The 24195-nt window shown below is 62.9% G+C and carries 18 protein-coding genes and 1 riboswitch; of the genes, 9 read left to right on the top strand and 9 right to left on the bottom strand.

Annotated features, from left to right (window positions below; genetic code table 11):
• Nucleotides 1–78: 78 nt before the first annotated feature.
• A riboswitch (cobalamin riboswitch) is annotated at nucleotides 79–280 on the bottom strand.
• Between the two features lie 317 nt (nucleotides 281–597).
• The 3 genes from IB262_RS15345 to IB262_RS15335 all read left to right on the top strand — a co-directional run bounded on the left by IB262_RS15345 (nucleotide 598) and on the right by IB262_RS15335 (nucleotide 3827).
• A complete protein-coding gene (locus tag IB262_RS15345) occupies nucleotides 598–1197 on the top strand; it encodes a DUF6656 family protein (protein WP_060516344.1) in 600 nt (199 codons plus the stop codon).
• 77 nt (nucleotides 1198–1274) lie between these two features.
• Entirely contained in the window at nucleotides 1275–2249 is a 975-nt protein-coding gene (locus tag IB262_RS15340) for an L-threonylcarbamoyladenylate synthase (RefSeq protein ID WP_089044751.1), read from the top strand.
• A 144-nt stretch (nucleotides 2250–2393) separates the two neighbouring features.
• Nucleotides 2394–3827, top strand: a complete 1434-nt coding sequence (locus IB262_RS15335) for an FAD-binding oxidoreductase (protein ID WP_112975850.1) — start codon at nucleotides 2394–2396, stop codon at nucleotides 3825–3827.
• Nucleotides 3828–3896: 69 nt separating this feature from the next.
• On the opposite strand, the gene IB262_RS15330 is transcribed toward IB262_RS15335, so the two are convergent.
• Nucleotides 3897–6371, bottom strand: a complete 2475-nt coding sequence (locus IB262_RS15330) for a DUF1217 domain-containing protein (protein ID WP_112975849.1) — start codon at nucleotides 6369–6371, stop codon at nucleotides 3897–3899.
• A 343-nt stretch (nucleotides 6372–6714) separates the two neighbouring features.
• Here IB262_RS15330 and IB262_RS15325 point away from each other — a divergent pair, with 343 nt between their 5' ends.
• Nucleotides 6715–7281, top strand: a complete 567-nt coding sequence (locus IB262_RS15325) for a DUF6101 family protein (protein WP_034801118.1) — start codon at nucleotides 6715–6717, stop codon at nucleotides 7279–7281.
• A gap of 401 nt (nucleotides 7282–7682) precedes the next feature.
• On the opposite strand, the gene ubiA is transcribed toward IB262_RS15325, so the two are convergent.
• The 3 genes from ubiA to IB262_RS15310 all read right to left on the bottom strand — a co-directional run bounded on the left by ubiA (nucleotide 7683) and on the right by IB262_RS15310 (nucleotide 10509).
• Complete coding sequence (gene ubiA / locus IB262_RS15320; protein ID WP_112975848.1) at nucleotides 7683–8642, bottom strand: 4-hydroxybenzoate octaprenyltransferase; 960 nt, start codon at nucleotides 8640–8642, stop codon at nucleotides 7683–7685.
• Between the two features lie 74 nt (nucleotides 8643–8716).
• Nucleotides 8717–9523 (bottom strand): MipA/OmpV family protein, encoded by an 807-nt coding sequence (locus IB262_RS15315; protein ID WP_051659573.1) that lies wholly within the window; start codon nucleotides 9521–9523, stop codon nucleotides 8717–8719.
• Nucleotides 9524–9693: 170 nt separating this feature from the next.
• Complete coding sequence (locus IB262_RS15310; protein WP_034801113.1) at nucleotides 9694–10509, bottom strand: helix-turn-helix transcriptional regulator; 816 nt, start codon at nucleotides 10507–10509, stop codon at nucleotides 9694–9696.
• A gap of 109 nt (nucleotides 10510–10618) precedes the next feature.
• Here IB262_RS15310 and IB262_RS15305 point away from each other — a divergent pair, with 109 nt between their 5' ends.
• From IB262_RS15305 to IB262_RS15285, 5 genes are all read left to right on the top strand, one after another.
• A complete protein-coding gene (locus tag IB262_RS15305) occupies nucleotides 10619–11815 on the top strand; it encodes an MFS transporter (protein ID WP_060516356.1) in 1197 nt (398 codons plus the stop codon).
• 172 nt (nucleotides 11816–11987) lie between these two features.
• A complete protein-coding gene (locus tag IB262_RS15300) occupies nucleotides 11988–13028 on the top strand; it encodes a spermidine/putrescine ABC transporter substrate-binding protein (RefSeq protein WP_112975847.1) in 1041 nt (346 codons plus the stop codon).
• On the top strand, nucleotides 13025–15394 hold the full coding sequence (locus IB262_RS15295; RefSeq protein WP_034801106.1) for a GGDEF domain-containing phosphodiesterase: 2370 nt from the start codon (nucleotides 13025–13027) through the stop codon (nucleotides 15392–15394). The genes IB262_RS15300 and IB262_RS15295 overlap by 4 nt, the downstream gene beginning before the upstream one ends.
• Nucleotides 15395–15502: 108 nt before the next feature.
• Nucleotides 15503–16774: a phosphoribosylamine--glycine ligase gene (gene purD / locus IB262_RS15290; RefSeq protein ID WP_112975846.1), complete on the top strand. Its 1272-nt coding sequence runs from the start codon at nucleotides 15503–15505 to the stop codon at nucleotides 16772–16774.
• 105 nt (nucleotides 16775–16879) lie between these two features.
• Nucleotides 16880–17401 carry a plant virulence effector HPE1-like domain-containing protein gene (locus IB262_RS15285; protein ID WP_112770484.1) on the top strand — a complete coding sequence of 174 codons (522 nt, stop codon included), beginning with the start codon at nucleotides 16880–16882 and terminating at the stop codon, nucleotides 17399–17401.
• Between the two features lie 118 nt (nucleotides 17402–17519).
• Here the strand turns inward: IB262_RS15285 and IB262_RS15280 are convergent, their stop codons facing one another.
• From IB262_RS15280 to IB262_RS15260, 5 genes are all read right to left on the bottom strand, one after another.
• Entirely contained in the window at nucleotides 17520–18023 is a 504-nt protein-coding gene (locus IB262_RS15280) for a DUF523 domain-containing protein (protein ID WP_110818497.1), read from the bottom strand.
• Nucleotides 18024–18086: 63 nt separating this feature from the next.
• Nucleotides 18087–18467 carry a cupin domain-containing protein gene (locus IB262_RS15275; protein WP_060584107.1) on the bottom strand — a complete coding sequence of 127 codons (381 nt, stop codon included), beginning with the start codon at nucleotides 18465–18467 and terminating at the stop codon, nucleotides 18087–18089.
• Nucleotides 18468–18579: 112 nt separating this feature from the next.
• A complete protein-coding gene (glyS, locus tag IB262_RS15270) occupies nucleotides 18580–20745 on the bottom strand; it encodes a glycine--tRNA ligase subunit beta (RefSeq protein ID WP_060516363.1) in 2166 nt (721 codons plus the stop codon).
• Between the two features lie 112 nt (nucleotides 20746–20857).
• A complete protein-coding gene (locus tag IB262_RS15265; RefSeq protein ID WP_192356882.1) occupies nucleotides 20858–22798 on the bottom strand; it encodes a DUF2207 domain-containing protein in 1941 nt (646 codons plus the stop codon).
• Nucleotides 22799–22907: 109 nt separating this feature from the next.
• The gene (locus tag IB262_RS15260) at nucleotides 22908–24179 is read right to left on the bottom strand and encodes a 3-phosphoshikimate 1-carboxyvinyltransferase (protein WP_112975940.1); all 1272 of its coding nucleotides are present in this window, start codon (nucleotides 24177–24179) and stop codon (nucleotides 22908–22910) included.
• Nucleotides 24180–24195 lie beyond the last annotated feature (16 nt).

Here is a 24195-nt window from a genome sequence, read left to right as displayed (position 1 = left end):
GGAGAGGCAGGACAGGAACCCGCACGGGCGCACACCCATGCGTTTGAGGCTCCGATCCGGCTGCCCGCCGCAACCCGTTACGGTTATGTCCGTCAAGGCTGGTTTCCGGGCTCAGGAGCCGTCCTTTCGGACCTGCCCGGCGCCTTCCCGGACGAACCGTCCAGTGGCCTTTGCCGAGGCTTTCGCTCCACCACCGTTGCGGGGGCAGCGCCGGGATTTGACCGGCTTCCCAATTCTCCATCTTCCCTTCGAAGACGGCACCTTGAGTAAGGATATGTAATCGCGGAAGTCGCCTTGGCAGCTGCCCGATAGCGACATCCAATTCCAGAATGACGACACGGAAAAAACCGTGACAAAAGGCCACCGTCTTAGAATTTTTACATTGCAAACATATAGATAGATCACATCTTGGGCATTTGCCGACTTTTGCGGCGCGGTCGGCGCAGATGCGGGAGGGCTTCGCCCGTTTGCGACATCGCGTCAGATAGAGAACGCTAATGATGCAGCCAGGACGAAATCATTCATTAACCATGAGCCGCTAGCCTAGCCGGCGGACGAGAGAGGTCCTGCAGGCAGGCAGATGGCGCGCTGACGATCATGGCAAAGTTGAGATACTACGACGCGACAGCCGAGAAGCTGCCGACAATCCCGCCGAAGGTGGCGGTTCATACCGAATTCCTGCGCACCGGCCGGATCAACCGCAGGCAATGGTTGCCGAGCGAACGCCGGTATTTGAGCTATGAGGAAGTCGCAGACAGGACGGGCAAGAAGCTCAGCACCGCCGGCGACACGACCCATAAGCGGATCAACGGGTTCCACACCTCGATCCAGTTCCCGAAGATGATCTTCCACCGCACGCTCGTCGGCCGGCCGCATCTCGGCTACTGTCACGTGACGGCGGCGCGTACGCCGGTTACTCCCTCCAAGGACATCACCTGGTCCTTCTACTTCGCCAACTTCTTCTGCAACCTGGGCGACGAGACGCATTTTTTCGAGAGTATCCAGCCCGGCTATTCACGCATGTACTTCGCCGTCGCCATCGAACCGGGCGCCGAAGCCGGGCAAATGGTCATCAACCGCAACTTTCGTGACAACGGGCTGCTGTTTCGCACCGATGATCCCAAGGTCGCGCTGAAAAACGTACTGATGCTTGGCGCCAAGGATGACGCGTTGCGTCGCATCATTCGCAGCCTCTGAGCCGAACCGGTTCCTTCAAAGAAAATCGTTCTGTTTTTCCGGTGCGTCCGTTAAGGAAGCGTCGGAAAGGAAACGGCATGGCTGAGATCATCGACACGGATAGAGAACCGGACCGCGCGATCGCGCGCGCCTGCGCCGTTCTTGCCGAAGGCGAGCCGGTCGCCATTCCGACCGAGACCGTCTACGGCCTTGCCGCCGACGCTACCAATCCCGATGCGATCAGTCGCATCTACGAGATGAAGGGGCGCCCGCGCTTCAATCCGCTGATCTCGCATGTTTCCGACATGGCGATGGCCGAAGCCCATGTGCATTTCGATCCGATTTCGAGGCAGCTGGCCGAAGCCTTCTGGCCCGGCCCGCTGACGCTGATCCTTCGGCAGCGCGCCGACAGCACGGTTCATGCGCTGGCGTCCGCCGGCCTCGACACGCTCGGCATCCGCATGCCCGACGGTTTTTCCCGCCGGGTAATCGCCCACTTCGGGCGACCACTGGCCGCACCCAGCGCCAATACGTCGGGCAAGATCAGCCCGACCAATGCGGTCCATGTGGAAGCCGATCTCGGCGACAAACTGAAACTTATCCTCGACGCCGGCCAGGCCCAAATCGGCCTTGAGTCGACGATCATCAAGGTCGATGGCGACGAGATCCGGCTGCTTCGGCCGGGTGGCCTCGATGCCGCCGAGATCGAACGCCTGCTTGGCCGTCCGGTGACCCGGCCGGAGACGGCGGGAGCGACGATCGAGGCGCCGGGCATGCTCGCCTCGCACTACGCGCCCGGCGCTGCCGTCCGGCTCGATGCCGCCGAGGTGCATGCGGGCGAAGCCTTGATCCGTTTCGGCGGCAATCGGATCGCCGGCGAAGAGCAGGCGGCCGTCGTTCTCGATCTCAGCCCGACTGGCAATCTGCGCGAAGCCGCCGCCAATCTCTTCGACTATATGAAGCGGGCGGATGCCAGCGGCGCAGAGACCATCGCCTTCGGGCCGATCCCTTCGGACGGGTTGGGGGAAGCCATCGTCGACCGGTTGCAACGGGCGGCGGCACCACGAGGGTAAGATAGTGTGCGGCATCTTCTCCGCACCCACCCTCATCGAACGGCACCAATTGCGGTTATGATCGCCGCCAACCAGGAACCGAGGACCAGATCCTCAGATCGACCGATCCGATAGCGCGCGCAGGCGCAATGCGAAGTGAGGCCCATGACCACCCTTCCCTCTCCCGAACTCATCGCTTCCTTCGCCGAGATCGTCGGCAACACCAACGTGCTGACGGACGAAGCCGACAAGGCGCGCTATCTCGTCGAATCGCGCGGACTCTACCTCGGCACGACGCCGATGGTCCTGCGTCCGGCCAACGTCGACGAGGTCTCGCGCATCATGAAGCTCGCGAGCGCCACCCGCACGGCGATCGTGCCGCAGGGCGGTAACACCGGCCATGTCGCCGGGCAGATCCCGCGGGAGGGCAAGGCAGACATCGTTCTTTCGCTGGAACGGCTGAACCGCATTCGCGACATCGATCCGGTCGGCAATGTCATCGTCGCCGATGCCGGCTGTATCCTCGCCGACATCCAGAAGGCGGCGGACGAGCACAATCGCCTGTTCCCACTGTCGCTCGGCTCGGAAGGTTCAGCCCGCATCGGCGGCAACCTCTCCACCAATGCCGGCGGCACCGCCGTTCTTGCCTATGGCAATATGCGTCAGCTCTGCCTCGGCCTCGAAGTGGTGCTGCCGACCGGCGAAATCTGGGACGGGCTGCGCCGGTTGAAGAAGGACAATACCGGTTACGACCTGCGCGATCTCTTCATCGGTGCCGAGGGCACGCTCGGCGTGATCACCGGCGCCGTGCTCAAGCTTTTCCCGAAGCCGCTCGGGCATCAGGTCGCCTTTGCCGGAGTCGGCAGCGTCGAGCATGCGCTCGCTCTGTTCGAAAAGGCGTCCAGCCTTTGCGGGCCGGCGTTGACCGGCTTCGAGCTGATGCCGCGGCTCGGCGTCGAATTCACCACCAAGCACATCCCCGGCGTTCGTGATCCGATGGAAACGGTCCATCCCTGGTACGCGCTGATCGATATCTCGACGTCCGATAGCGCCGAAAGCGCGGAACGGATGGTGCAGGACCTGCTGGAGCAGGGATATGCGGCCGGCCTCGTCGAGAATGCAGTGATTGCCGCCAACGAGACACAGGCGAAGGCGCTGTGGCACATGCGCGAGAGCATGTCGCCGGCACAAAAGCCCGAGGGCGGCTCGATCAAGCACGATGTCTCCGTGCCCGTCTCCAGCATTCCGGCCTTCATGAAGGAGGCGGATGCCGCCGTCGTGAAAGCGATCCCCGGCGCCCGCATCTGCTCCTTCGGCCACATGGGCGACGGCAACATCCATTACAACATTTCGCAGCCAGTCGGCGCCGACAAGCAGGCCTTCCTCGACCGCTGGCGCGAAATCAACGCCATCGTCCACGGCATCGTTCTGAGCTACAACGGCTCGATCTCCGCCGAGCACGGCATCGGCCAGTTGAAGCGCGACGAACTCGCCGAGGTCCGGGCGCCGATCGAAATCGAGCTGATGCAACGCATCAAGCACGCGTTCGATCCTGCAGGTATCATGAACCCCGATAAAGTGCTGCGCGCCGACGGTTGACGACGCGCCGTTTCGCGCGGTGCGCGGCGATGCAGCAACAGTCTTGGGCTGACCGTCAGACGGCGTGCGTCAGCGGCCGCCTGCGCGCAATTGCGAGAGCGACAGCAAGGTCTCGGCACTGACGCCAGCGCTGCCGCCGCCAGTCAGAATCGCGAGACCGGGCGATACATCCTGGTTGTTCTCGACGTCGTAGAGCGCCGTGAAGCGTTGCAGAAGCTTCTCAAGCTGACCCGGCTGCTGCAGTTCCTTGATGTTGACGGTGCGCTCGATAAAGGCCGCCTGGGCCTCGATCTTGGCGTTCTGCAAGCCCTCCGGCATGCTGTAGGCGGTCTTGATGACCTCGAACAGGGCGCGATCGGCCAGGATGTCGTAGGCCGTGTTGATGTCCGAGGCCTTGCGCTTGAAATAGAGCGCCAGGCGAATGCCGCCGTTATCGGCGCCCTCCTTCTCTTCGAGCGACTGATTGAGGAAGAGATCAACGGTGGTGACGAGACCGCGGCGGGTCTGGATCTGCCCTGCCTCGCCCCTGACGATCTTGCCGTCCTTGTCGAAGTTGAAGGACGAGACGATCTCGCGATACTTCAGCCCATTCGGGTCGGTGTTGATGAAGCTCTTCGGATCTTCGAGATCCGACGTAAACATACTCCTGAGATAGTCGGACTTGACCGTCTCCGGATCGATACCTGCGCCGACGAGAACCATGTCGACCAGCCGGCGGTTCTTGAGGAAGGCATCCAGCGTTTCGATCTTCGCGATCTCGGAGGTGTAATATTTGGCTTCTTCCTGGGCCTTTTCCTTCGCGATCTTCTTCTCGTCGTCCGTGCCGAAGCGGGACTTGGCGACGATATAAGCCCGCGCCGTATTCATGATGTCGCCGTCGCTCTGGGCGAGTTTTGGTGCGCCGAGAGTCCCGTCCGGATTGAAGTTGAACGCTTTCACGAGCTTGACGTAGCGTTCGTCGCGCAGCGTGTTGACGTAGCTTCTGGGATCGTTGAGATCGCTCGTCAGAATGCGCTTCAGATCACGCTTGCTCAGGCCCTCGTCTTCGAGACCGAAGGCGCTGAGCGTGAACTTCAGTACGCCACTGTCGGCCAGCAGCTTGTCGACCGACTCCATCGAATTGACCAGCAGCTTGAAGCGCTTGACCAAGGCTTCGTCTTCGGCATCGCCCTTGTCATTGTAGCGGACCATGTAGCCGTCGGACGTCTTCTTCAACTGATCGGCGTCCTGCGCCGTCTTGCCGGGCTGCAGCGTGCCGTCGGGCCGGAAGTTGAAGGCTTTGTGCATTTCCTTAAAGGCGGCATTGTACTCGCCGCCCTGCGTGTTGACGTAGCTGTTCGGGTCGTTGATGTCGCTGGTGAGGATGTTTTCGATCGTCGACGGCACGGTCGTCGACGCTTTGAGGCCGAAGGCCGTGACGAGGTAGTTGAACAGCCGGCTGTCGCTGGTCAGCTCGGAGATGCTGGTGACGCCGGCGATCTTGCCTTCGTAATATTCCTTGTTCAGCAGTGCCCCGGCGCCGGTCAGGCGCGCGCCGCCGAGCGGCGTTTCGCCCGGTTTCTTGAACACGTAGATGTTGTTGAGTTCCGTCTTCTTTGCGTCGCTTATCGCCTTTTCGCCGGCCGGCACGCTGCCATCAGCGTTGAAGTTAAAGGTTTCCGCCAACTTGATGTAGGTTTCGAGATTGCGGATGCGCCCGTTCAGCGTGTTCAATTCCTCGCCGAGCGATGCGAGCAGCGCGGGCGCCTGGTCGCGTGGCGGAAGCTTGGCATCGAGATCGGCGACGATCGCGTTGTGCTCGTCGATCTTGGCCTGAATCGCCGGCTTGTCGGCAGCGGGCGCCTCCGCAAGTTCGGACGTCAGCCTGTTAATCTCCCCGAGGGACTTGAGCCGCGTCTGAAGGTCAGTCTGCAGCTTGAGCGCTTCTTCCCGCCTCGTCACAGCGGCCGTGCGGCTTGCGGTCAGAGCGGCAGGGTCGCTGGTCAGCGCGTCGCGGACCTCGGTGTAGTTGAACGTCTTCGGGTCAATATCGAAGACGGTGAAGGCAAACGAACGCAGTCGTTCGTTGCCGAGGAACTTGTCGACATCGGTGACGAGATCCATGGCCGCGCCAAAATAGGCCATCTCTCCGCGCATGGCCGTGTCGAGGCTGGCGATCCGCTCGTTGTAGAGACCGATCAGCGCATCCTGCTGTGCGTTGGTTTGAGCCACCGGCTTCGACGAGCTGAAGCTGAAGGCCTGCGCGAAGTTGCGGTAGCGTTCATCGGTGAGACGGTTGGCAAAGCTGCTTTCGTCCGAAAGATCGCTTTCCAGCACCTTGCGCATGAAGGCCTTGGCATAGGTCATGTCCTCCAGGCCATGCGCTTTCATCGCGTATGAGTAGAGTCGATAGTCGTTCAGAAACTCCTCGACAGTTTTCACGCTGCCGATGTTCTCTTTATAATACTCCGCTTCGCGCGCGATCTGCGGCTGCTGGGCAATGCGGTTGAGGCTGCTCCTCATGTCCCGCGTGATGCGACTGTAGTCGAGATAGGTCGATACCATGCCCTGGCGCCTTGTCGGTTACCCATGGGGACAGGCTGGACCCGAGCCCCGAAACAGAATTCTGACGCGTCATGATTGCAGGACTGGCTTGCGTGTGGCTTTTCCCGGCAGTTCGAACGACGGCAAAGGTGCGCCTGATCGGAACGAATGCGGCCGCGCTGTTGACGAAACGGAAACCCTGACCGGTCGGCTTTTGCTAACCATCGAGAAACGCAAAGTTTTCTTAACCGCGAATTTTAAGTCGTTCGGAAAGGGCGCCGCCTATTCTCCCGCTCATAGAGGACGAAAAGTCCCGACGAGAAGACCGGAAACCGGCTCTCAAGGAAAAACAAGGGCGATTGAAATGCGCAACACACTCTCTCAACCCGCATGGGTCGAAAACACGCTCCGTCTTGATCCGCAGCGCTTTCCACAGCAGGCGAGCTACGCCTTGCGCGGTCACACCGGTAATGTCACGATCAGCCTGGACGAGCGTGGCGCAGTTCTGCGCAAGGTGCTACCATCGAGCGGCCTGCCGCTTTCGATCGCACTGCCGGCGCGCGCATTCAAGGGGGTCGCGGCTCGCGCGATCGATCACGGCGACGGAGACGTTACAGTGACGCTGGAACTTCATCACGACGACCCGGACCTCTGTGTCCCGCTGCTCGTCGCACACGACCTGTCCGACATCGCAGCCGACTGGCGCGCCTGGGCAGAAGCTTATCGCATTCCGATGCTCATGGTCGAAGCGGATGGCGTGGCAAGGCCGCTCGAAGAGCACCTTGGCGACGTGCGCACCGCGCCCGTCAAGCCGCGCCGCCGCCACTCCTTCTTCGCAGAGCGCCGCCCGCGCTTCCTCGTGCGCCGCTCCACCGGCACGCTTGGCGTACACATGAAGATCGACGGGCGCGAGATCATCGCCCGCAGCTGATTGAAGAGCCTACCTCCAGCGCGACAGCCGGCCGTTCCCTGCGGCCGGCTGTCGCGTTTGGCGAGGTCAGATCTGTCGGGACATTTTCTTCGTGCACGCATGCACTGGGGTCGTCGCCGCCTCCCCCGACGATTTACCGAATGTTCCCCCGGAAACAGTTGCGTCGCCTTCTTCGTGCCATATGGGCTGCATAGCCAAGACCACGAAAGAAGGAGAAACCCGATGCGCAAGCACATCGCCTCAGTCGTTGCCGCCGTCCTGTCCAGCTTCCGTGCGCGTCACGAGGCGAGGAAGCGCAAGGCCGCCCGCGACATCAGCTGGGCCTGAGATTTTTGCGGCCCGCAACAGGCAGGCCGACCATGGGGCAATGAAGACGATCCTCCGCCGCAACGGAGGATTTTTCATATCAGGCGCAGGAGAAGCGCCAGCACCAGCCCGGCGAAGATGATCAGACCGACGATGCTGTTGAACTTGAACAGCGCCAGGCACTGTGCAGGATCATGGATGTTCAGGACGAGGATCTGATAGGTCAGCATCGCTGCTGCGATCAGGAGGCCGACATAGGCGACGGCACCGGCGCCGGCTGCAACGAACGACAGAAGGACGAGCAGCGTCGCGATGCCATAAAGGCCGATCAGCCAGGGGCGCGGGTTTTCACCGAAACGCCGCGCCGTCGAGCGCACGCCGATCAGTTCATCGTCCTCCTTGTCCTGGTAAGCGTAGATCGTGTCGTAACCGATCGTCCAGGCGATGGCAGCGCCGTAAAGCAGAACGGCGGCAACCGACAACGTGCCGAATTCGGTCGCCCAGCCCATCAGCGCGCCCCAGGAAAACGCCAATCCCAGAAAGAACTGCGGCCAGTCGGTAAACCGCTTGGCGAAGGGATAGATCGCGACGGTCGCCAGGGACAGAATGCCGAGCACGATCGAGAAGGTGTTGAACTGCAGCAGCACGACAAGGCCGACAAGTGCCTGCAGCACCGTGAACACCTTGGCCTGAAGGCGCGAGACGCGCCCCGACGGCAGCGGCCGCGAGCGGGTACGGGCAACCTCCATGTCGATGTCGTGATCGACGATATCGTTGTAGGTGCAGCCAGCACCACGCATGGCGATGGCGCCGACAGTGAACAGGAAGCAATGGAACAGGAAGCGGCCGAAGGAGAATTGACCGGCACTCGCCGACACACCCGACGCCAGGGCCACGGACCAGAGGCAAGGCAGCAGCAGCAATTGCCAGCCGATCGGACGGTCCCAGCGGGCAAGCTGCGCATAGGGCCAGAGCGCACGCGGCAGCACGCGATAGACCCAGTTGTTGGACGGCGCGTCCTGAACGCGGCCGGAATCGGCAGAGATTGTGTTCATATCCCTGTTTGACGCCGCAGGCCCGGCCGGTCAAGCGGCGAGATCGCCGCCGACCACGGGAGGAAAACGCCTGATCAGGGAAGCGTGAAGTCGAAGCGGTAGGTGGCCGACAGACCGACGAGAACCTGGTTGCGGCTGCCGCGTTCGCGAACGAGGCTGGAATCGGCCGCCGGGCCAAGCAGGCGCTTGTATTCGGCATAGGCGCTCGTCTCGAGCTTTTCGGTTGCCTGCCAAGTGATCGCAGCACCGACACCGGCCGAGCCGACGCCGCCATGCGGGGTATAGTTGCTGAGACCGGAGGCCGTCGCCTCGCGATCATTCACGCCGTAATAGGCCGTGTAGTAGCCGCTGCTGGCTGCCGACAGGCGCGGGCCGCCGGAAATGCGGACATTGCTGCTAACATCGGCAAAGGCGTCCGCCGCGACATCGGCAACGACGCCGTGGTGACTGCGGATACCCTGGCGGACTTCGGCGCGCACACGCAGCCAGTCGGTCGGGTAGACCTCGGCAAAGCCGCCGGCTTCACCGCCGAACTTGACCGGATCAAGTCCCTTGAGGTCGCTGGACGTGCCGGCATCGCGTTCGAAAATCAGCTTTCCGACGAGACCGGCGCGGAAGCTGCCCTGGTCGACCAGCGCATAGGACATGTTGTCGTTGCGCGAGGAGAAGCGGACCGTGCTGCCGGCCTTGCCGAGCGAGATCAGCGGGGCCGCCTGGAACATGCGCTTGGAAGCGCCTTCGTATTTCGGGCCGTAAAAGCCGGTGGCGCCGACCTTCAGGTACCAGTCACCGGACCAGAAATGTTGGCCGTCACCGGCGGAGGCGGCATTTGCCGACAGCAAAAGGGTTCCAGAAAGGAAAACAAGAGAACGGATACGCAAGAAACAACTCCGGAAGATTCATTCGCCGGGGCGAAATTGGCCGTGCCGTCGGGCCGAAGGAGGGAGTGGGCAGGAACGGCACAGGGCGAGTTATTGGCCCTTGTTCCTACGATTCCGTTAACCAGGTCAATTCAGCTTTCGTTTCCCATGAGCGCCGTAGCTGCCCGCGGTCACTGGCCGAGATAGGTCTTCAGATAGACGCTCGGCGGGCTGCCGAGCATGCGGCGGAACATCGTCGTAAAGGCCGCGACGTTCTCATAACCGGCATCGAGCGCCACATTGATGATCGGCTCGCCGTCGGCCAGAAGCGGCAGCGAGGCAAAGATGCAGGCCTGCTGGCGCCAGGTGACGAAGCTGACGCCCGTCTCGTTGCGAAACAGCCGCGTGAACGAGCGGCGGCTGAGACCCAGCCTGTCGGCCCACTGGTCGATGCTTGCGGCCGCCGACGGCGCCTGCAGGAATTGCCGGCAGAGCGCCGCAAGCTTTTCGTCGCGCGGGAACGGCAGGCCGAGTGGGCGCTCCTGCAGCCGGCCGATTTCCTCCAAAAGCAGATCAGTCACCAGTTGTTCGCGCCGCTCCGACATCGCCTCGTTCTCTACGCTGACGAGCGCATCGACGAGGCTGCCGGCCAGCGGGTTGATTTCCATGACCATCGGCCGCTCGGCGCGCAAAAGGTCCGGCGCGAAATAGATCGAGTGCATGCGCACGTCGCTGATCATCTCGGCCGAATGCTCCACGCCCGCCGGGATCAACAAAGCGTGGCCGGGCGGCACCATCCACCGCCCGCGCTCGGTGCGCATCAGCACGACGCCGCCGCGCGCCCACCACAGCTGGGTCCGGGTGTGTTTGTGAAAAGGCACGAGGAGGCCGGCATTGTAATCCCGTCCGAGCGCGAGCACCGGGGCGTTTCCCGTCTCGACCCAGTCGAGGTTCCGGAAGTGATCGTCATCGGGAAGCTGCGGCAGCGGATATCGGCGGATCGGCATTTGGCCCACTCACGAAAGAAATCGACCAGATCACAAAAGCAGGCCAACCGCAACCTCAGTAGAGATAGGCCACGCCGCACACAACCTTCGAGACGGCAAGGAATCACCCATGTCTACCGTGACTTCAACTTCCGGGATCTCCCCGGAGAAGACGGCTTTCTCCGTCATCCTGGCAGTCAGCTTCTGCCATATGCTGAACGACATCATGCAGTCGCTGCTGACGGCACTCTATCCGCTGCTGAAGGCGAACTACTCGCTCGACTTCGTGCAGATCGGCCTCCTGACCTTTACCTTCCAGCTGACGGCATCGATGCTGCAGCCGGCGGTCGGCATCATCACCGACCGCTGGGCCCTGCCCTATTCCCTGCCGCTCGCCATGCTGTCGACCTGCAGCGGCCTGATCCTGCTCGCAAATGCGCATGATTTCTGGGTCCTTCTGGTTGCTGCCAGCCTGATCGGCGTCGGCTCGGCGATCTTCCATCCGGAGTCCTCCCGCATCGCGCGCCTCGCCTCCGGCGGCCGCCATGGCCTGGCGCAGTCGCTGTTCCAGGTGGGCGGCAATGCCGGCAGCGCGATGGGTCCGCTGCTCGCCGCCTTCATCGTCATCCCCTTCGGCCAGGGCAGCCTCAGCTGGTTCTCGATCGTCGCGATCATCGGCTTCTTCGTGCTCTCCTGGGTCAGCACCTGGTATGTCCGCCATCGCCGCACGACCATGAGCCGCGCTGCGCCGAGCCGGGCACTGCCTCTGCCGAAGGGCCGGGTGATGTGGGCTGTTGCCGTGCTCGTGCTTTTGACGGCCACCAAGAACGTCTACATGGCGAGCATCTCCAGCTACTTCACCTTCTTCGTCATCGAGAAATTCGGTATCGACGTACAGCAGGCGCAGTTGATGCTGTTCCTGTTCCTGGGCGCTGCCGCAGCCGGGACCTTCCTCGGCGGCCCGATCGGCGACCGCTACGGCGCCCGCTTCGTCATCTGGTTCTCGATCCTCGGCGTCATCCCCTTCGCGCTGATGCTGCCCTATGCGAACCTCTTCTGGACCGGCGTGCTCTCCGTCATCATCGGCCTGATCTTCTCCTCGGCCTTCTCGGCGATCGTCGTCTTCGCCCAGGAGCTGGTTCCCGGTCGCGTCGGACTGATTGCCGGCGTCTTCTTCGGGTTCGCCTTCGGTTTCGGCGGTATGGGCGCTGCCGTACTCGGCATCTTCGCCGACCGGCAGGGCATCGAGTTCGTCTACACGATCTGCTCCTATCTGCCGCTGCTCGGCATCCTGACGATCCTCCTGCCGAAGATCCCGACGCGATAGCCGCCCCGGCAGAAAAAACAGAAAATCGGACCGGGCGCCGCCATGCGGCGCCCGGTTTTCGTCTGCGCGGCCAACGGCACGCGGCACCCCGGCCACTCGTCGCAGCCCTACGTAATCATTCATCAATTTTTGCGCGCTACGGTCGTCTGACGGGCTTGGGCAGGGGTACACAATGCAGGGGCGAACGGCGATTCCGGCCTTACTGGCGACGTTGCTCTTTGCAACGGCGGCACCGGCCGAGACCCTGAACCTGCTCATCTGGGAATCCTATATCGACCAGAAGATCCTCGACCGCTGGTCGTCGATTACAGGCGTGTCAGTGCACCAGGTCTATTACGACAGCGGCGATACCCGCGACGAGGTGCTGGCCGATCCGAACAGCCGCGTCGATCTGGTGGTAACCGGCGAAAACAGCGCCGCTCTCTTCGGTCGCAAGGGCGTTCTCGAAAAAATCGACGAGACCAACGTCGCCTCGCTCAGGGACTATGACGAGAGCTGGCGCAAGCGCTGCTCCGGCCGGGGCCTGCCCTATCTCTGGGGCACGATGGGCATTCTCTACCGTTCCGACGTCTTGGCCGAAGCGCCGACCTCCTGGCAGGATCTGATGCACCCTGCCGCTGCGCTTGCCAAGCATGTGGCCATGTACGACGACCACAACGAGGCCTTCGTCGCCCCGTTGATGCTGCTCGGCCAATCGATCAATACCAACGACAGCAGCACGCTGAAGGCCGCCTTTACGCTGATGAAGGAACAGGCCCCTTCGGTGCTCACCTACGAATACATCATCAGCGCGATCCAGAACCCTGCAGTCAGCAAGGACATCTACATGGCGCTCGGCTACAGCGGCGACCAGCACGTGCTGAACGCCAAGGCCAGCACCCCTGGCGTGTGGCGTTATGCGGTTCCGAAGGAAGGCACACTCTCCTGGCTCGACTGCATGTCCGTCGTTGCCAATTCGCAAAACAAGGATCGGGCGCTGGCGCTGCTCGACTATCTCGGTTCGCCGGGAAGTGCCGCCGCCAACGCGCTGGCGCTCAACATGCCGACGGCAAGCCGGGCGGCCCACGCACTCCTGCCGGAAGAGGTTCGCTCCGACCCGGCGATCTACCCCTCGCCCGACATTCTGGCCAAGAGCCAGTATCAACAGGAACTGTCCACAGAGTCGGTGCAACTGCGCCGGCGTATCATCAGCACATTGGCGAATTTCCAGTGAACCTCGGCAAACGCGCGCTCATCCTGATCTTTCCCGTGGTGCTTGCCGGCTATCTGCTGGCGGCGGTCTCGGTCCACGTCACGCAGAGCCGCTCCATCCGCGCGCTCGAGCATGCCAAGCTGTCGCAGCGCCTTGAACATGCGGCCGCCGTCTTCCAGAACGAGATCGGCCGCAGCAAGGGCTTTCTCAATGCGCTGCTGAACGGCAATTCGCTGCGCCAGTACGTTTCCGAAACCGATGCGAGCTACAGGGCCAATGCGCTCGGCGTCCGGCTGCAGGAGAGCGTCAAATCGCTGCTCGACGATCCGACGGGTTATGTTTCGCTCGCGCTTCTGAGTTCGGAACTCAAGTCCGAATACTATTTTGAAAACAGCTGGGATCCGTTCGCCGAGATCGACGAGGCGCAGCTCAACCTCGCCCGCCGGCTGATCCGCGAAGACAAGCTCGCCGACTGGACCTATCTCTACGAAGCGGGCCAGAGACCGCGCATCGTCTATTCGTTCTTCCTCGACCCCATTGCCTTTACCCGGCCGTTGCCGAGCAAGAAATCGAACGCCCTGCTCGTTCAGGTCGCGATCCAGCCCGACCGCTTCCTCGACATGCAGCAGGCGCTGAAGAAGGAATACGGATCCGACATCGTTCTGCAGCCCTGGCCGCAGGCCATCACCGACGACCTTTCGGCAAGCGTGCATCTCGGACCTTCGCTTTATGCGACGCTCACCGTTTCGAGCGAGCATTTCGACGCGCTGATGGCGCGGCAGAAAATCCTGCTGGCGCTCGGCGCCGTCGCCATGAGCCTGTTCTCGATCTGGCTGATCATCATGTTGATCCGCCGCTTCATCACCGATCCGATCGCCACTCTCGACGCCAATGTGATGGCCGTGATGGTGGGTGCGCGCGACGAAATCCGCGATATGGAAGAAAAGGGCGAGATCGGGCGTCTCACCGAAAACATCCGCGAACTGCACCGCCAGTCGGTGCAATCGCTGAAGCTCGTGCAACGCAGCTCCTGGACCGATACGCTGACCGGGATCAGCAACCGTGGCCACTTCAACGCACTCGCCGCCGGCGTCGTTCGCGAGGCGATCGCGGCCGGCGAGAAGTGCAGCCTGCTTTTCATCGACATCGACAACTTCAAGTTCGTCAACGACAAGCATGGTCACGAGATCGGCGACGAACTCCTGAAAACCTTGGCGGCCCGCATCGCCGAGCGGGTCGACGTGATCACCGAGCGCCGCGGCCAAAAGCCGGCGATCCTCGCGCGCCTTTCAGGCGACGAATTCGCCGTGCTGGTGCGCTCGCGCCCGGGCGACGGAACGGTCCGGGAAATCTCGGGCGCCATCCTCTCGCTGTTCGAGGACGGCTTCGAAGTCTCCGACAAGCGTTATCCGGTGACCGCAAGCATCGGCGCTGCGATCTGCCCGGATGACGCCACCAACCTCACCGAACTGATCGCGAATGCCGATGCGGCAATGTATCAGGCCAAGACCAGCGGCAAGAACCGCTCCGCCCGCTACTCGCGCGCGCTTCACGACAAGCGCACGCGGCTGCGCCAGATCCAGGACGAGCTGCGCTCGCTCGATCCGGACGAACAGTTCCACCTCGTCTACATGCCGATGGTCGATACCGAGGGCCGGGTCACCGGCTGCGAGGCGCTGCTGCGCTGGTACTCGCCGGTGCTCGGCAATGTCACCCCGGATGAATTCGTGCCGATCGCCGAAAGCTCAGGGCTCTTCACCAAGATCGACTGGTGGGTGATCAACAAGGCGATGTCCGACTGCGGCCAGTTGAAGGCCCTGTTCGGCCCCGAAACAGTGCTCGCCATCAACATTTCCTCGGCCGAACTGCATTCCAAGGCGATCGCCGACCACTTCGCCGACTGCCTGGAACGGCATGGGCTGGAGGCACGCTCGATCGAGATCGAGCTTACCGAAACCTTCGCCGTCAAGTTCAGCGACCAGCTTCGCCGCAACATCGATGCGCTCCGCCAGAACGGCTTCCGGCTTTCGATCGACGATTTCGGCGCCGGCTACACGTCCGTGCAGCAGATCATCGAATACACCGCCGATACCATCAAGCTCGACCGGGCGCTGGTGTCGAACCTCACCGCGTCGCATTCCCTGCCGGTATTGAAGGCGCTGATCGCGCTCTGCCACGCCAAGGACGTCGCGGTCGTCGGCGAAGGCATCGACACGCCGGAGAAACTCTCCATGCTGACGGCTGCCGGCTGCGACCTGTTCCAGGGCTACCTCATCAGCAAGCCGCTGCCGATCGAGGATCTGGCGATCTGGGCGCTGACACGCACCGCGCGTTATGCGCACGACGAAGCGCTGGACGAGCAACAGAGCCGCCAGGCCATCGCCTGAGATGGTGGCGATTGCGAGAATCGCCGCCCGAACTCCCGTTTTCCCTTGACCTTGCCGCCCTGCCGTCCTAACCGCAGCGCAACATTTTTCGGGATATCGGGGGCTGCAATGAAGGTTCTTCTGATCGGATCGGGTGGGCGCGAACACGCCCTTGCATGGAAGATCGCGCAGTCGCCGAAACTGACGAAGCTTTATGCCGCACCGGGCAATCCCGGTATCGCCGAAGAAGCGGAAATCATCGCGCTCGACACGGATGACCATGCAGCGGTCGCCGACTTCTGCCGCAAGGAGGCGATCGATTTCGTCGTGGTCGGACCTGAGGGTCCACTGGTCGCCGGTATCGCCGACGTGCTGCGCGCAGCCGATATCGCCGTCTTCGGCCCGTCTGCCGCCGCCGCCCAGCTTGAAGGCTCCAAGGGCTTCACCAAGGATCTCTGCGCCCGCTACGATATTCCGACCGGCGCCTATGGCCGCTTCACCGATGCGGAGAGCGCCAAGATCTATGTGCGTGAACACGGCGCACCGATCGTCATCAAGGCCGATGGTCTCGCCGCCGGCAAGGGTGTCACCGTCGCCATGACGCTCGACGAGGCGCTCACCGCCGTCGACGACTGTTTCGCCGGCGCCTTTGGCGCCGCCGGCGCCGAAGTGGTCGTAGAAGCCTATCTCGATGGCGAGGAGGCAAGCTTCTTCTGCCTCTCAGACGGCAAGACGGCGCTGGCGCTCGCGTCGGCCCAGGACCACAAGCGCGTCGGCGACGGCGATACCGGACCGAACACCGGCGGCATGGGCGCCTACTCGCCGGCCCCGGTCATGACGTCAGAGATGATCGAGCGCACTATGAAGGAAATCATCGAGCCGACGATGCGCGGCATGGCGGAAAGCGGCCATCCCTTCTCCGGCGTGTTCTTTGCCGGGCTGATGATCACCGCCAAAGGACCGGAACTCATCGAATACAACGTCCGCTTCGGCGACCCGGAATGCCAGGTGCTGATGATGCGCATGAAGAGCGATCTTCTGCCGCTTCTCTATGCCGCGGCGACCGGCACGCTCGCCGGCATGACTGTGGAATGGCGCGACGAGACGGCGCTGACCGTCGTGATGGCCTCCAAGGGCTATCCGGGCAGCTACGCGAAGAACACGCCGATTGACGCCCTCCCCGCAGCATCCGACACCACCAAGGTGTTCCACGCCGGCACAGCGATGAAGGATGGAGGCCTGGTCGCAACCGGTGGCCGTGTGCTCAACATTACGGCGACAGGGGCAAGTGCCGGCACGGCCAAGGACAGGGCCTATGCGGCGCTGTCGGCCGTTTCCTGGGACAACGGCTTCTACCGGCACGATATCGGCTGGCGCGCGGTCGCGCGCGAGAAGGCCTGACCGGAAACCGGTCAATTCGCGGATCATTCTATTTTTACCAATTCTCCTGACGGGAAAGTAAGGGAGCGCGCATATTCTCGCCGGTAACGATCCGGGAGAAAAACGATGCGCCTGTTGCTGATCACCACCGTCCTTGGGCTTGCTGCTGGCAACGCCGCGGCGTCGTCGATCGAAGCCATCGCCTCCGGCACGACCGACAATGCCAGCGTCTCCACGGTTTCCTGCGTCGATTGCCCGCCGTTGCAGTCGCGGAAGAAGGTCACCTACGTCGTCCCGACGATCGCGGCGGGCGACGAGACGATCGAGCTCAAGAAAATCAACGGCGAGATGAAGATGGTGCGCACGGAGGCCTGGCTCGGCGGATCGCCGGTGGTGTTCGTCAGCAAGCCGTCCCACGAGATGATCAGGACGGCTGCGGCCGAAACCGACGATGCTGCAACGGTGACTGTCTCGAACATCGCAAACGACCAGAACCCGCAGGCTTCCAGGCCGGAGTTTCTTTCCATCGATCAGACCGCAAAGACCGCCGCGGTGACCCCGATCGGCGCGTCCATGGTGGCTGTGCCCGTGGCCGACGAGAGCTCACAGGATTTTGATCCGTCCACCCTCGAACTTCGGCTAGACTGATCGCCTATCGGGAAAGTTCCCTGCCCCGCTCAGCCGTCCCCTGCATTTAAAGGCTGACGGGCGTATCGCTGTAAGAGCGAGAGATTGCGCCCCTGAGAGAAGCGGGGGCGCAATCTTTTTATTGCGAGCCTTCCAATTCATCGATCCGCGTGACCAGCGCCTCTATCTGTCTGTCAGAATAGACTTCGACGCCGTTGGCGAGGAGCAAGGCGGCCGTTACGCCTTCACCCGGATGGCGCGCGCCGGAAAAGCTCCCGTCATAGACGAAACCCGACCCGCAGGACGGGCTGCCATCGATCAGGAGCGCGAAGCGACAGTCGGCTTGCCTGGCAAGCGAAAGAGCGTTTTCGGCAGCCTGTATGAACCCCTCGGTGACGTCGCCGCCGTCTATCTCCACCACCCTCGCCTTGCCGGCGAGCACGTCCTTGCCGACAGCGCCGGCGGCAATCTCGGCCGGCGGACGCGGCACCGGCATGCCGGCCGACATTTCCGGACAGATGGTCACGAGACGGCCTTCCGCGCGCCAGCGGTCGATCGCCGGGTGCAGGAGCGGCTTCGACTGGCCGTCATAGCGGACGGCATGGCCCATGAGGCAGGCGCTGACGAGAATTTTTGCGGGCATGCCTTTCTCTACTCCGGCGCCATGTCGGTCAGCAAGCGAGATCGTAGTGACCCGGACAAGGGATCAGATCCAGCGGTCGTTTTCCGCGGTGCGTTCGCCACCCTCGTGGCCGGTGTTGAGCGTGCCGCGCGGCTCGATCAAGAGCATCTTCACCTCGCGCTCCGCATAGGGCTTGTGTTCGACGCCCTTCGGCACGACGTACATTTCGCCGGGACCGAGCGTCACAGCCCCATCGCGGAAATCGATGCGCAATGTTCCTTCGAGTACGATGAAGGCCTCGTCGGTATCTTCATGATCGTGCCAGATGAAATCGCCTTCGATGCGCACGATCTTGAACTGGTAGTCGTTGAGTTCGGCAAGGACGCGCGGTTGCCACTGATCGCTGAAGAGCGAGAGTTTTTCGGCAAAATTGATCGGCTTGTAGGCCTTTGTCGCGATAGTCATCGGCTGTCTCCATCTTGCGTGATCGAGACAGCATATAGGTCGCCGGGCAGCGAGCCGCTTGAACGTTTGTGCGCGGGTGTGAGGCCGCCGGTCTCCCGGCGGCGACCCGGCCTTAGCCGACGATCTTCGAGAAGTCCGCGACCGTGCCGGTGGCCGAGCGGATCAGGCCGAGCAGCGCCAGACGGTTGGCACGGATTGCCGCATCATCGTCATTGACGAGTACGTCGTTGAAGAACTGGTCGACCGGTTCGCGCAGCTTGGCCAGCGCTTCCATGGCCGAACGGAAGTCTTCCTTGGCGATCGCATCGCGTGCTTCAGCCGAAGCAATTTCGACAGCCTGGTGCAGCGCCTTCTCGGCGTCGAGACGGAAGAGGCCGGCATCGACGGCGTCGGCGACGGCAGTGCCCTTCTTCTCTTCGGCTGCGAGGATCTGGGTGGCGCGCTTGGTGCCGGCCAAGAGGTTGCGGCCTTCCTCGTCGGTGATGAAGGCGGTCAGCGCTTCCACGCGGCGGGCGATCATCAGCAGGTCGTCGGCTTCCGGCGTCAGCACGGCGTCGATCAGGTCGTGACGGGCGCCGAGGTCGCGCAGATAGACCTTGAGGCGATCATGGAAGAAGGAGAGCAGATCGGCCGAAATGTCGTCCGCAAGCGCCGGCTTCTGCGCGCGCAGGGCGACGAGTGCCGTCTCGAATACAGGCAACAGCGCCAGGCGCGCCTTGCCTTCCAGGATCAGGCGGATCACACCGAGTGCGGCGCGGCGCAGCGCAAAGGGGTCTTTCGAGCCGGTCGGCTTTTCGTCGATCGCCCAGAAGCCGACGAGCGTGTCGAGCTTGTCGGCAAGCGCAACGGTCACTGCCACCGGATCGGTAGGCGCACGGTCAGAGGGACCATTCGGTTTCCAATGGTCCTCGATCGCCGTGGCGACAGATCCGTTCTCGCCCTGAAGCAGGGCGTACTTGTGCCCCATGATGCCCTGAAGCTCAGGGAATTCGCCGACGGCTTCAGTGCGCAGATCGGCTTTGGCCAGCACGACGGCGCGGTCGACGAGCTTGGCGTCGGCGCCGGTGACCTTGGCAAGTTCACCGGCAAGCGCGCGGATACGCGCGACGCGTTCGCCCTGGGTGCCGAGCTTGGCATGGAAGGTAACGTTCAGCGCATCGAGCTTGGCCATGCGCTGATCGAGCGGCTTGCCGAGGTCCAGATTGAACTTCTTGGCGGATGCTTCCAGCGTTTCGAGATCCGGCAAGTTGCCCTGGTCGCGGTGCCAGAAATGCGCTGCGTCCGAAAGACGGGCGCGCACGACCTTGCCGTTGCCATGCACGATCTCCTTGCCGCCGTCCTTCGCCTCGATGTTCGAGACCAGGATGAACTTGTTGGAGAGCGTGTCGGCGCCCGGCGCGCGGGTGACGAAGCACTTCTGGTTGGTCTTGATCGTCAGTCGGATGATTTCCGAGGGGATTTCGAGATAGGCTTCCTCGAAGCTGCCCATCAGCACCTGCGGCCACTCGACGAGGCCGGAGACTTCTTCGAGCAGGCCTTCGTCTTCGACGAGCTCAAGGCCGTTGGCGAAGGCGACATTGCGGGCGTCGGCCAGGATCATTTCCTTGCGGCGCTCGCCATCGAGAACGACCTTCGCCTTTTCCAGCTTCTCGGCATAGTCGGCAAAGCGGCGAACCGTGATCGCTTCCGGTGCATGGAAGCGGTGACCATAGGTGACGTTCGAGGCGACGATGCCGTCGACTTCAAACGGGATCACATGGGTTTCCTCGGTTTCCGACCCGAAGGTGCAGACGATCGACTGCAGCGGGCGGACCCAGCGCAGCGCGCCGGGCCTGGCCGATGCCACGCCGGAACGCATCGGCTTCGGCCAGGGGAAATTGCGGATGATATCCGGCATCGCCTCGGCGATGATCTCTTCGGCGGGACGGCCCGGCTTGACGATATGGGCGACGTAGAAGTCGCCCTTCTTCGGGTCGCTATGGACATGCGCCTCGCTGATCGAGGAAAGGCCGGCGCCGCGCAGGAAGCCTTCGATCGCCTTCTCGTTGGCGTCGGTGCGCGGACCCTTGCGCTCTTCGCGAACATCGGCGGAGCGGGCGTTGAGGCCGCGGATGTCAAGCGTCAGCCGGCGCGGTGTCCAGTACTCGCGCGCCCCCTCATAGGTCAGGCCCGCTTCGACCAGGGCATCGGTCAGCAGCTTCTTGAGGTCGCCGGCCGCCTTGCGCTGCAGGCGGGCAGGAATTTCCTCGGAGCGGAGTTCGATAAGAAGATCGGGCATGGGAGTGACTTTTTCTGTTCCTGACGGTTGCGGCGGACTTAGCAATCTCTGGCAAGATTGTCACCAAGCGCCGCGATGAATTTGGTTTTCCAAGGGCAAGTGCGAGGCGGATTTACCAGCCGCCGCCACCACCGCCACCACCGCCGCCGCCGGAGAAGCCGCCGCCGGAAGAAAAGCCCGACGATGACGATTTGGGTGGGGGCGGCAGCGACGACGTCATCGTGTCGGCCATGGATCCGGCAAAACCGCCGATGCGATCGCCGAAGGTGCTCGAGCCGAAGCCGTCACCGTGATACCAGCCCGGCTGATAGGCAGCGGCCGCAGCCGCCCCAGCCGCCGCGGCAAGCAGCCAACGATCGAAGGTCTCGGTCCAGGGCTTCTCGACGCCAAGCGCCACGGCGTAAGGGAGCAGCGTCTCGAAATGCCGGGGCGACATTTCGGGAGCGCCTTGCATGTTCATCCGGTCTTTCTCGGCGAGCGTCATGTATTGCCTGAGCCCGTCGATGCCATCCATCATCCGCGTTCCGAGCGGCGTCGGCGCACCCATCAGGAAGAAGAACAGCACGTTGACGAGCACGATCGCACCGATCACGAAGAGCAGCGGCAGTTCGTCGGTTTCGGCTGCCGAATAGAAGACGGCCGCAAGGATGGTCGAGAAGATGGTGAAGGCGACGAAGCCGATGAAGGCGACCACGACGATCGACATGATCCGGCTCATCAGGCTCCTTTCGCGGCGAAGCGACTTGCCGAAGGAGACTGCGAGGATCGAGACGAAGAAGGCGATGAAAACAGGAACGATCACCAGCGGCAGGCTGTCCTCGCTGAGATCCCCGAACAGGAACACGGCCGCAACCGCCAACACCGAAAGGATGACACCGGCGACGATGTAACCGCTGTTGGCGTGGTAGTACTTGCCGCGATGCTCGCGCTCCATGGCGTTGCGGAAATCAGCGCCGGTCGCCTGCACCCGTGTGCCATGGGCGCGGTCGATGGTGAGCTTGCCGCCAGCGGCATTGACCGCCTTCATCACGGCCGCCTCGCCGGTCGGCAGCTTTTCGTCGGGTTTCTTGCCGGTGGCGGCAATGACGATGGCGTTCTTCAGGTCTTCGAGAACCACGTGGCCCTTGACCGCGAGATTGAGTGCTGCCGCCGACAACGCGGTCCAGCCCTCACCGGAAAAGCCCCTGTTGTCGATGTAATTGACGAGCGCCGGTGAGATGCCCTCCGGCGGATCCCAGCGCGGCACCATGACGCCGCGGTCCGGGTCACGCCCGGCCCTGAGCCAGGCCTGGCTATAGTAAAGCAGGACGACGGCAAGGCCGGCACCGGCGATGACGAGCGCCAGATGGTCGTGCAGCCACCAGGCATTTTCCTGGCTGGAGGCGGGCCTGTCGATGCTGCCCTTCGGCATCTTGATGGCGATCGTCAGCCCTTCGCGCGGATCGAGACGTCGGGTGGTGGCAAAGAAGATTTCGCTGCCGTCCCTGGATGCGCGCGCATCCTTGCCGGTCGCGCCATAGCTGCCAGTGAAATAATCGAGCGCTTCGGCCCTGACGCCGTCCGGCAGCGTCACGGTCGCACTCGCCTCGTCGATCGGGAAATCCCACTCCGTACCGGTGACGTTCCAGTAGAGTTCGTCGTGATCGTCAAAGAAGCGGACCTGCCGGCCAGTCTCGTAGGTGAACTGGAAGGTATGCTCGCCCCGCTCCAGAAAGACCTCGGCCGAACCGGTGTAGATGCGGATGCCGCCGTTGATCGTCTCGGTGCGGTAGGGCTCCTCCTCGCCGTCACGCTCGACCGAGAGCAGCTTGAAATCGACCTTGCTGCGCTTGCCCTTCGCGTCGGTGAAGGTCAAAGGCATGTCGCGATAGATGCCGCGGCGGATCTTGTTGCCCTCGACCGTCGCCGTGATCGTCTCGGTCACCGTCATCGTGCCGTCCTTGGCGACATCGATGACGGAGCGATAGGCGGAGAAGACCTCCTCCGCCCGACCGACGCCTGCCGTTGCCAGCAAAAACACCAGAACGGCAAATGCGGCAGCGAAACGGACCATGCGGATCAAGCTTTCTTCCGGTTGAGGTTCAAGACACGAAATCGGTTCTTATGGGTGAGAACGGGATGCGCGCGGAAACCGCAGACACGGCCGCACATCCCGCACGGTATCAAGGCCGGTCGCCGGTAAATTCGACGCCGAGCGAGGCGAGCGCATCCCAATAGGCCGGGTAGGTTTTGGCAACGCAGCCGGGATCTTCGATGGCGATGCCGTGGATCTTCAGGCCGGCAAGCGCAAAGCTCATGGCGATGCGATGGTCGGCGAAGGTGTCGATCGAGGCGGGCAAGGTCTGGCCGGCAAGCGTGGGATCGGAAGAGACGATCAGGTCGTCGCCTTCCTCATGCGCCAGATCCGGCCGGATCGCGGTCAGACCGAGCGACAGCGCGCGCACGCGGTCGCATTCCTTGACGCGCAGGTTGGCGAGACCGACGAAGCGCACCGGCGTGTTGTTGAAGGCGGCAAGCACGGCGATCGTCGGGATCGCGTCCTGCATCTGCGAGCCGTCGATGACGGCGGGCAGGTTCGGGAAGCTCGCGATCACCGCATGGGCGCGGGCATCCGGCTGCGAGAAGGCGTCCGCCGGAACGCCGATATCGATGGCGCCGCCGGTCAGGACTTCCGCAGCCCAGAGATAGGTCGCCGCCGAAGCATCCGGCTCAATGACATAGTCGGCTGCCTTGTAGCCGGTCGGCGCGACCTGCCAGACGGAGGGGCTCAGCTGCTCGACTTCGGCGCCGAAGGCACGCATGGCGGCAACCGTTAGGTCGATGTAACCGCGCGCGCCGATCTCGTCGCCGGCAAGCTCGATGCTGACAGGACCCTTGGCGCCGGGGGCCGCCATCAGCAGGGCCGAGACATACTGGCTCGACAGGCCGGCATCGATGACGACGCGACCGGCCGGGAAGCCGCCGGTGCCCTTGACGATGACCGGCGGGCAGCCGGTTTCGGAGGTGACTTCGACGCCGAGCGTTCCGAGTGCCTCGACCAAGGGCTTGATCGGCCGCTTGCGCATGTGCTGGTCGCCATCGACCACGACCGTGCCATCGACGAGCGCGGCAGCAGCCGTCAGGAAGCGTGTCGCCGTTCCGGCATTGCCGAGGAACAAGGGAGCTGCCGGCGGGAGCAACTTGCCCGTGCTGGTGACGACGAAGGTCGTTTCATCCGGCTCGCTGACTTCGACGCCCATCGCGCGCAAGGCTTCCGCCATGTAGCGGGTGTCGTCGCTCTTCAAGGCACCCGTCAGCCGGCTCGTGCCCTTGGCAAGGCCGGCCAGAAGCAGCGCCCGGTTGGTGATCGACTTCGAGCCCGGCGGGCGCACATGACCGCGGAGCGGGTGGTCGGTCGGCAGGATGGTCAGTTTTTTCATGCTATCGGAGGTCATCGAATAGGTCTCTTGA

This window comes from Ensifer sp. ENS02 (assembly GCF_014851885.1).
Taxonomy (GTDB): domain Bacteria; phylum Pseudomonadota; class Alphaproteobacteria; order Rhizobiales; family Rhizobiaceae; genus Ensifer; species Ensifer adhaerens.
The sequence above is the reverse complement of the archived record's forward strand: the minus strand, read 5'-3'. Positions and strand labels throughout refer to the sequence as shown.

What these genes read in the sequence shown, in the direction of transcription:
- IB262_RS15300 (WP_112975847.1), top strand. Translation starts at nt 11,988, where the DNA reads ATGCAGGGGCGAACGGCGATTCCGGCCTTACTGGCGACGTTGCTCTTT.
- IB262_RS15285 (WP_112770484.1), top strand. Translation starts at nt 16,880, where the DNA reads ATGCGCCTGTTGCTGATCACCACCGTCCTTGGGCTTGCTGCTGGCAAC.
- IB262_RS15305 (WP_060516356.1), top strand. Translation starts at nt 10,619, where the DNA reads ATGTCTACCGTGACTTCAACTTCCGGGATCTCCCCGGAGAAGACGGCT.
- IB262_RS15265 (WP_192356882.1), bottom strand. Translation starts at nt 22,798, where the DNA reads ATGGTCCGTTTCGCTGCCGCATTTGCCGTTCTGGTGTTTTTGCTGGCA.
- purD (WP_112975846.1), top strand. Translation starts at nt 15,503, where the DNA reads ATGAAGGTTCTTCTGATCGGATCGGGTGGGCGCGAACACGCCCTTGCA.
- glyS (WP_060516363.1), bottom strand. Translation starts at nt 20,745, where the DNA reads ATGCCCGATCTTCTTATCGAACTCCGCTCCGAGGAAATTCCTGCCCGC.
- IB262_RS15310 (WP_034801113.1), bottom strand. Translation starts at nt 10,509, where the DNA reads ATGCCGATCCGCCGATATCCGCTGCCGCAGCTTCCCGATGACGATCAC.
- IB262_RS15335 (WP_112975850.1), top strand. Translation starts at nt 2,394, where the DNA reads ATGACCACCCTTCCCTCTCCCGAACTCATCGCTTCCTTCGCCGAGATC.
- IB262_RS15325 (WP_034801118.1), top strand. Translation starts at nt 6,715, where the DNA reads ATGCGCAACACACTCTCTCAACCCGCATGGGTCGAAAACACGCTCCGT.
- IB262_RS15275 (WP_060584107.1), bottom strand. Translation starts at nt 18,467, where the DNA reads ATGACTATCGCGACAAAGGCCTACAAGCCGATCAATTTTGCCGAAAAA.
- IB262_RS15345 (WP_060516344.1), top strand. Translation starts at nt 598, where the DNA reads ATGGCAAAGTTGAGATACTACGACGCGACAGCCGAGAAGCTGCCGACA.
- ubiA (WP_112975848.1), bottom strand. Translation starts at nt 8,642, where the DNA reads ATGAACACAATCTCTGCCGATTCCGGCCGCGTTCAGGACGCGCCGTCC.
- IB262_RS15340 (WP_089044751.1), top strand. Translation starts at nt 1,275, where the DNA reads ATGGCTGAGATCATCGACACGGATAGAGAACCGGACCGCGCGATCGCG.
- IB262_RS15280 (WP_110818497.1), bottom strand. Translation starts at nt 18,023, where the DNA reads ATGCCCGCAAAAATTCTCGTCAGCGCCTGCCTCATGGGCCATGCCGTC.
- IB262_RS15330 (WP_112975849.1), bottom strand. Translation starts at nt 6,371, where the DNA reads ATGGTATCGACCTATCTCGACTACAGTCGCATCACGCGGGACATGAGG.
- IB262_RS15260 (WP_112975940.1), bottom strand. Translation starts at nt 24,179, where the DNA reads ATGACCTCCGATAGCATGAAAAAACTGACCATCCTGCCGACCGACCAC.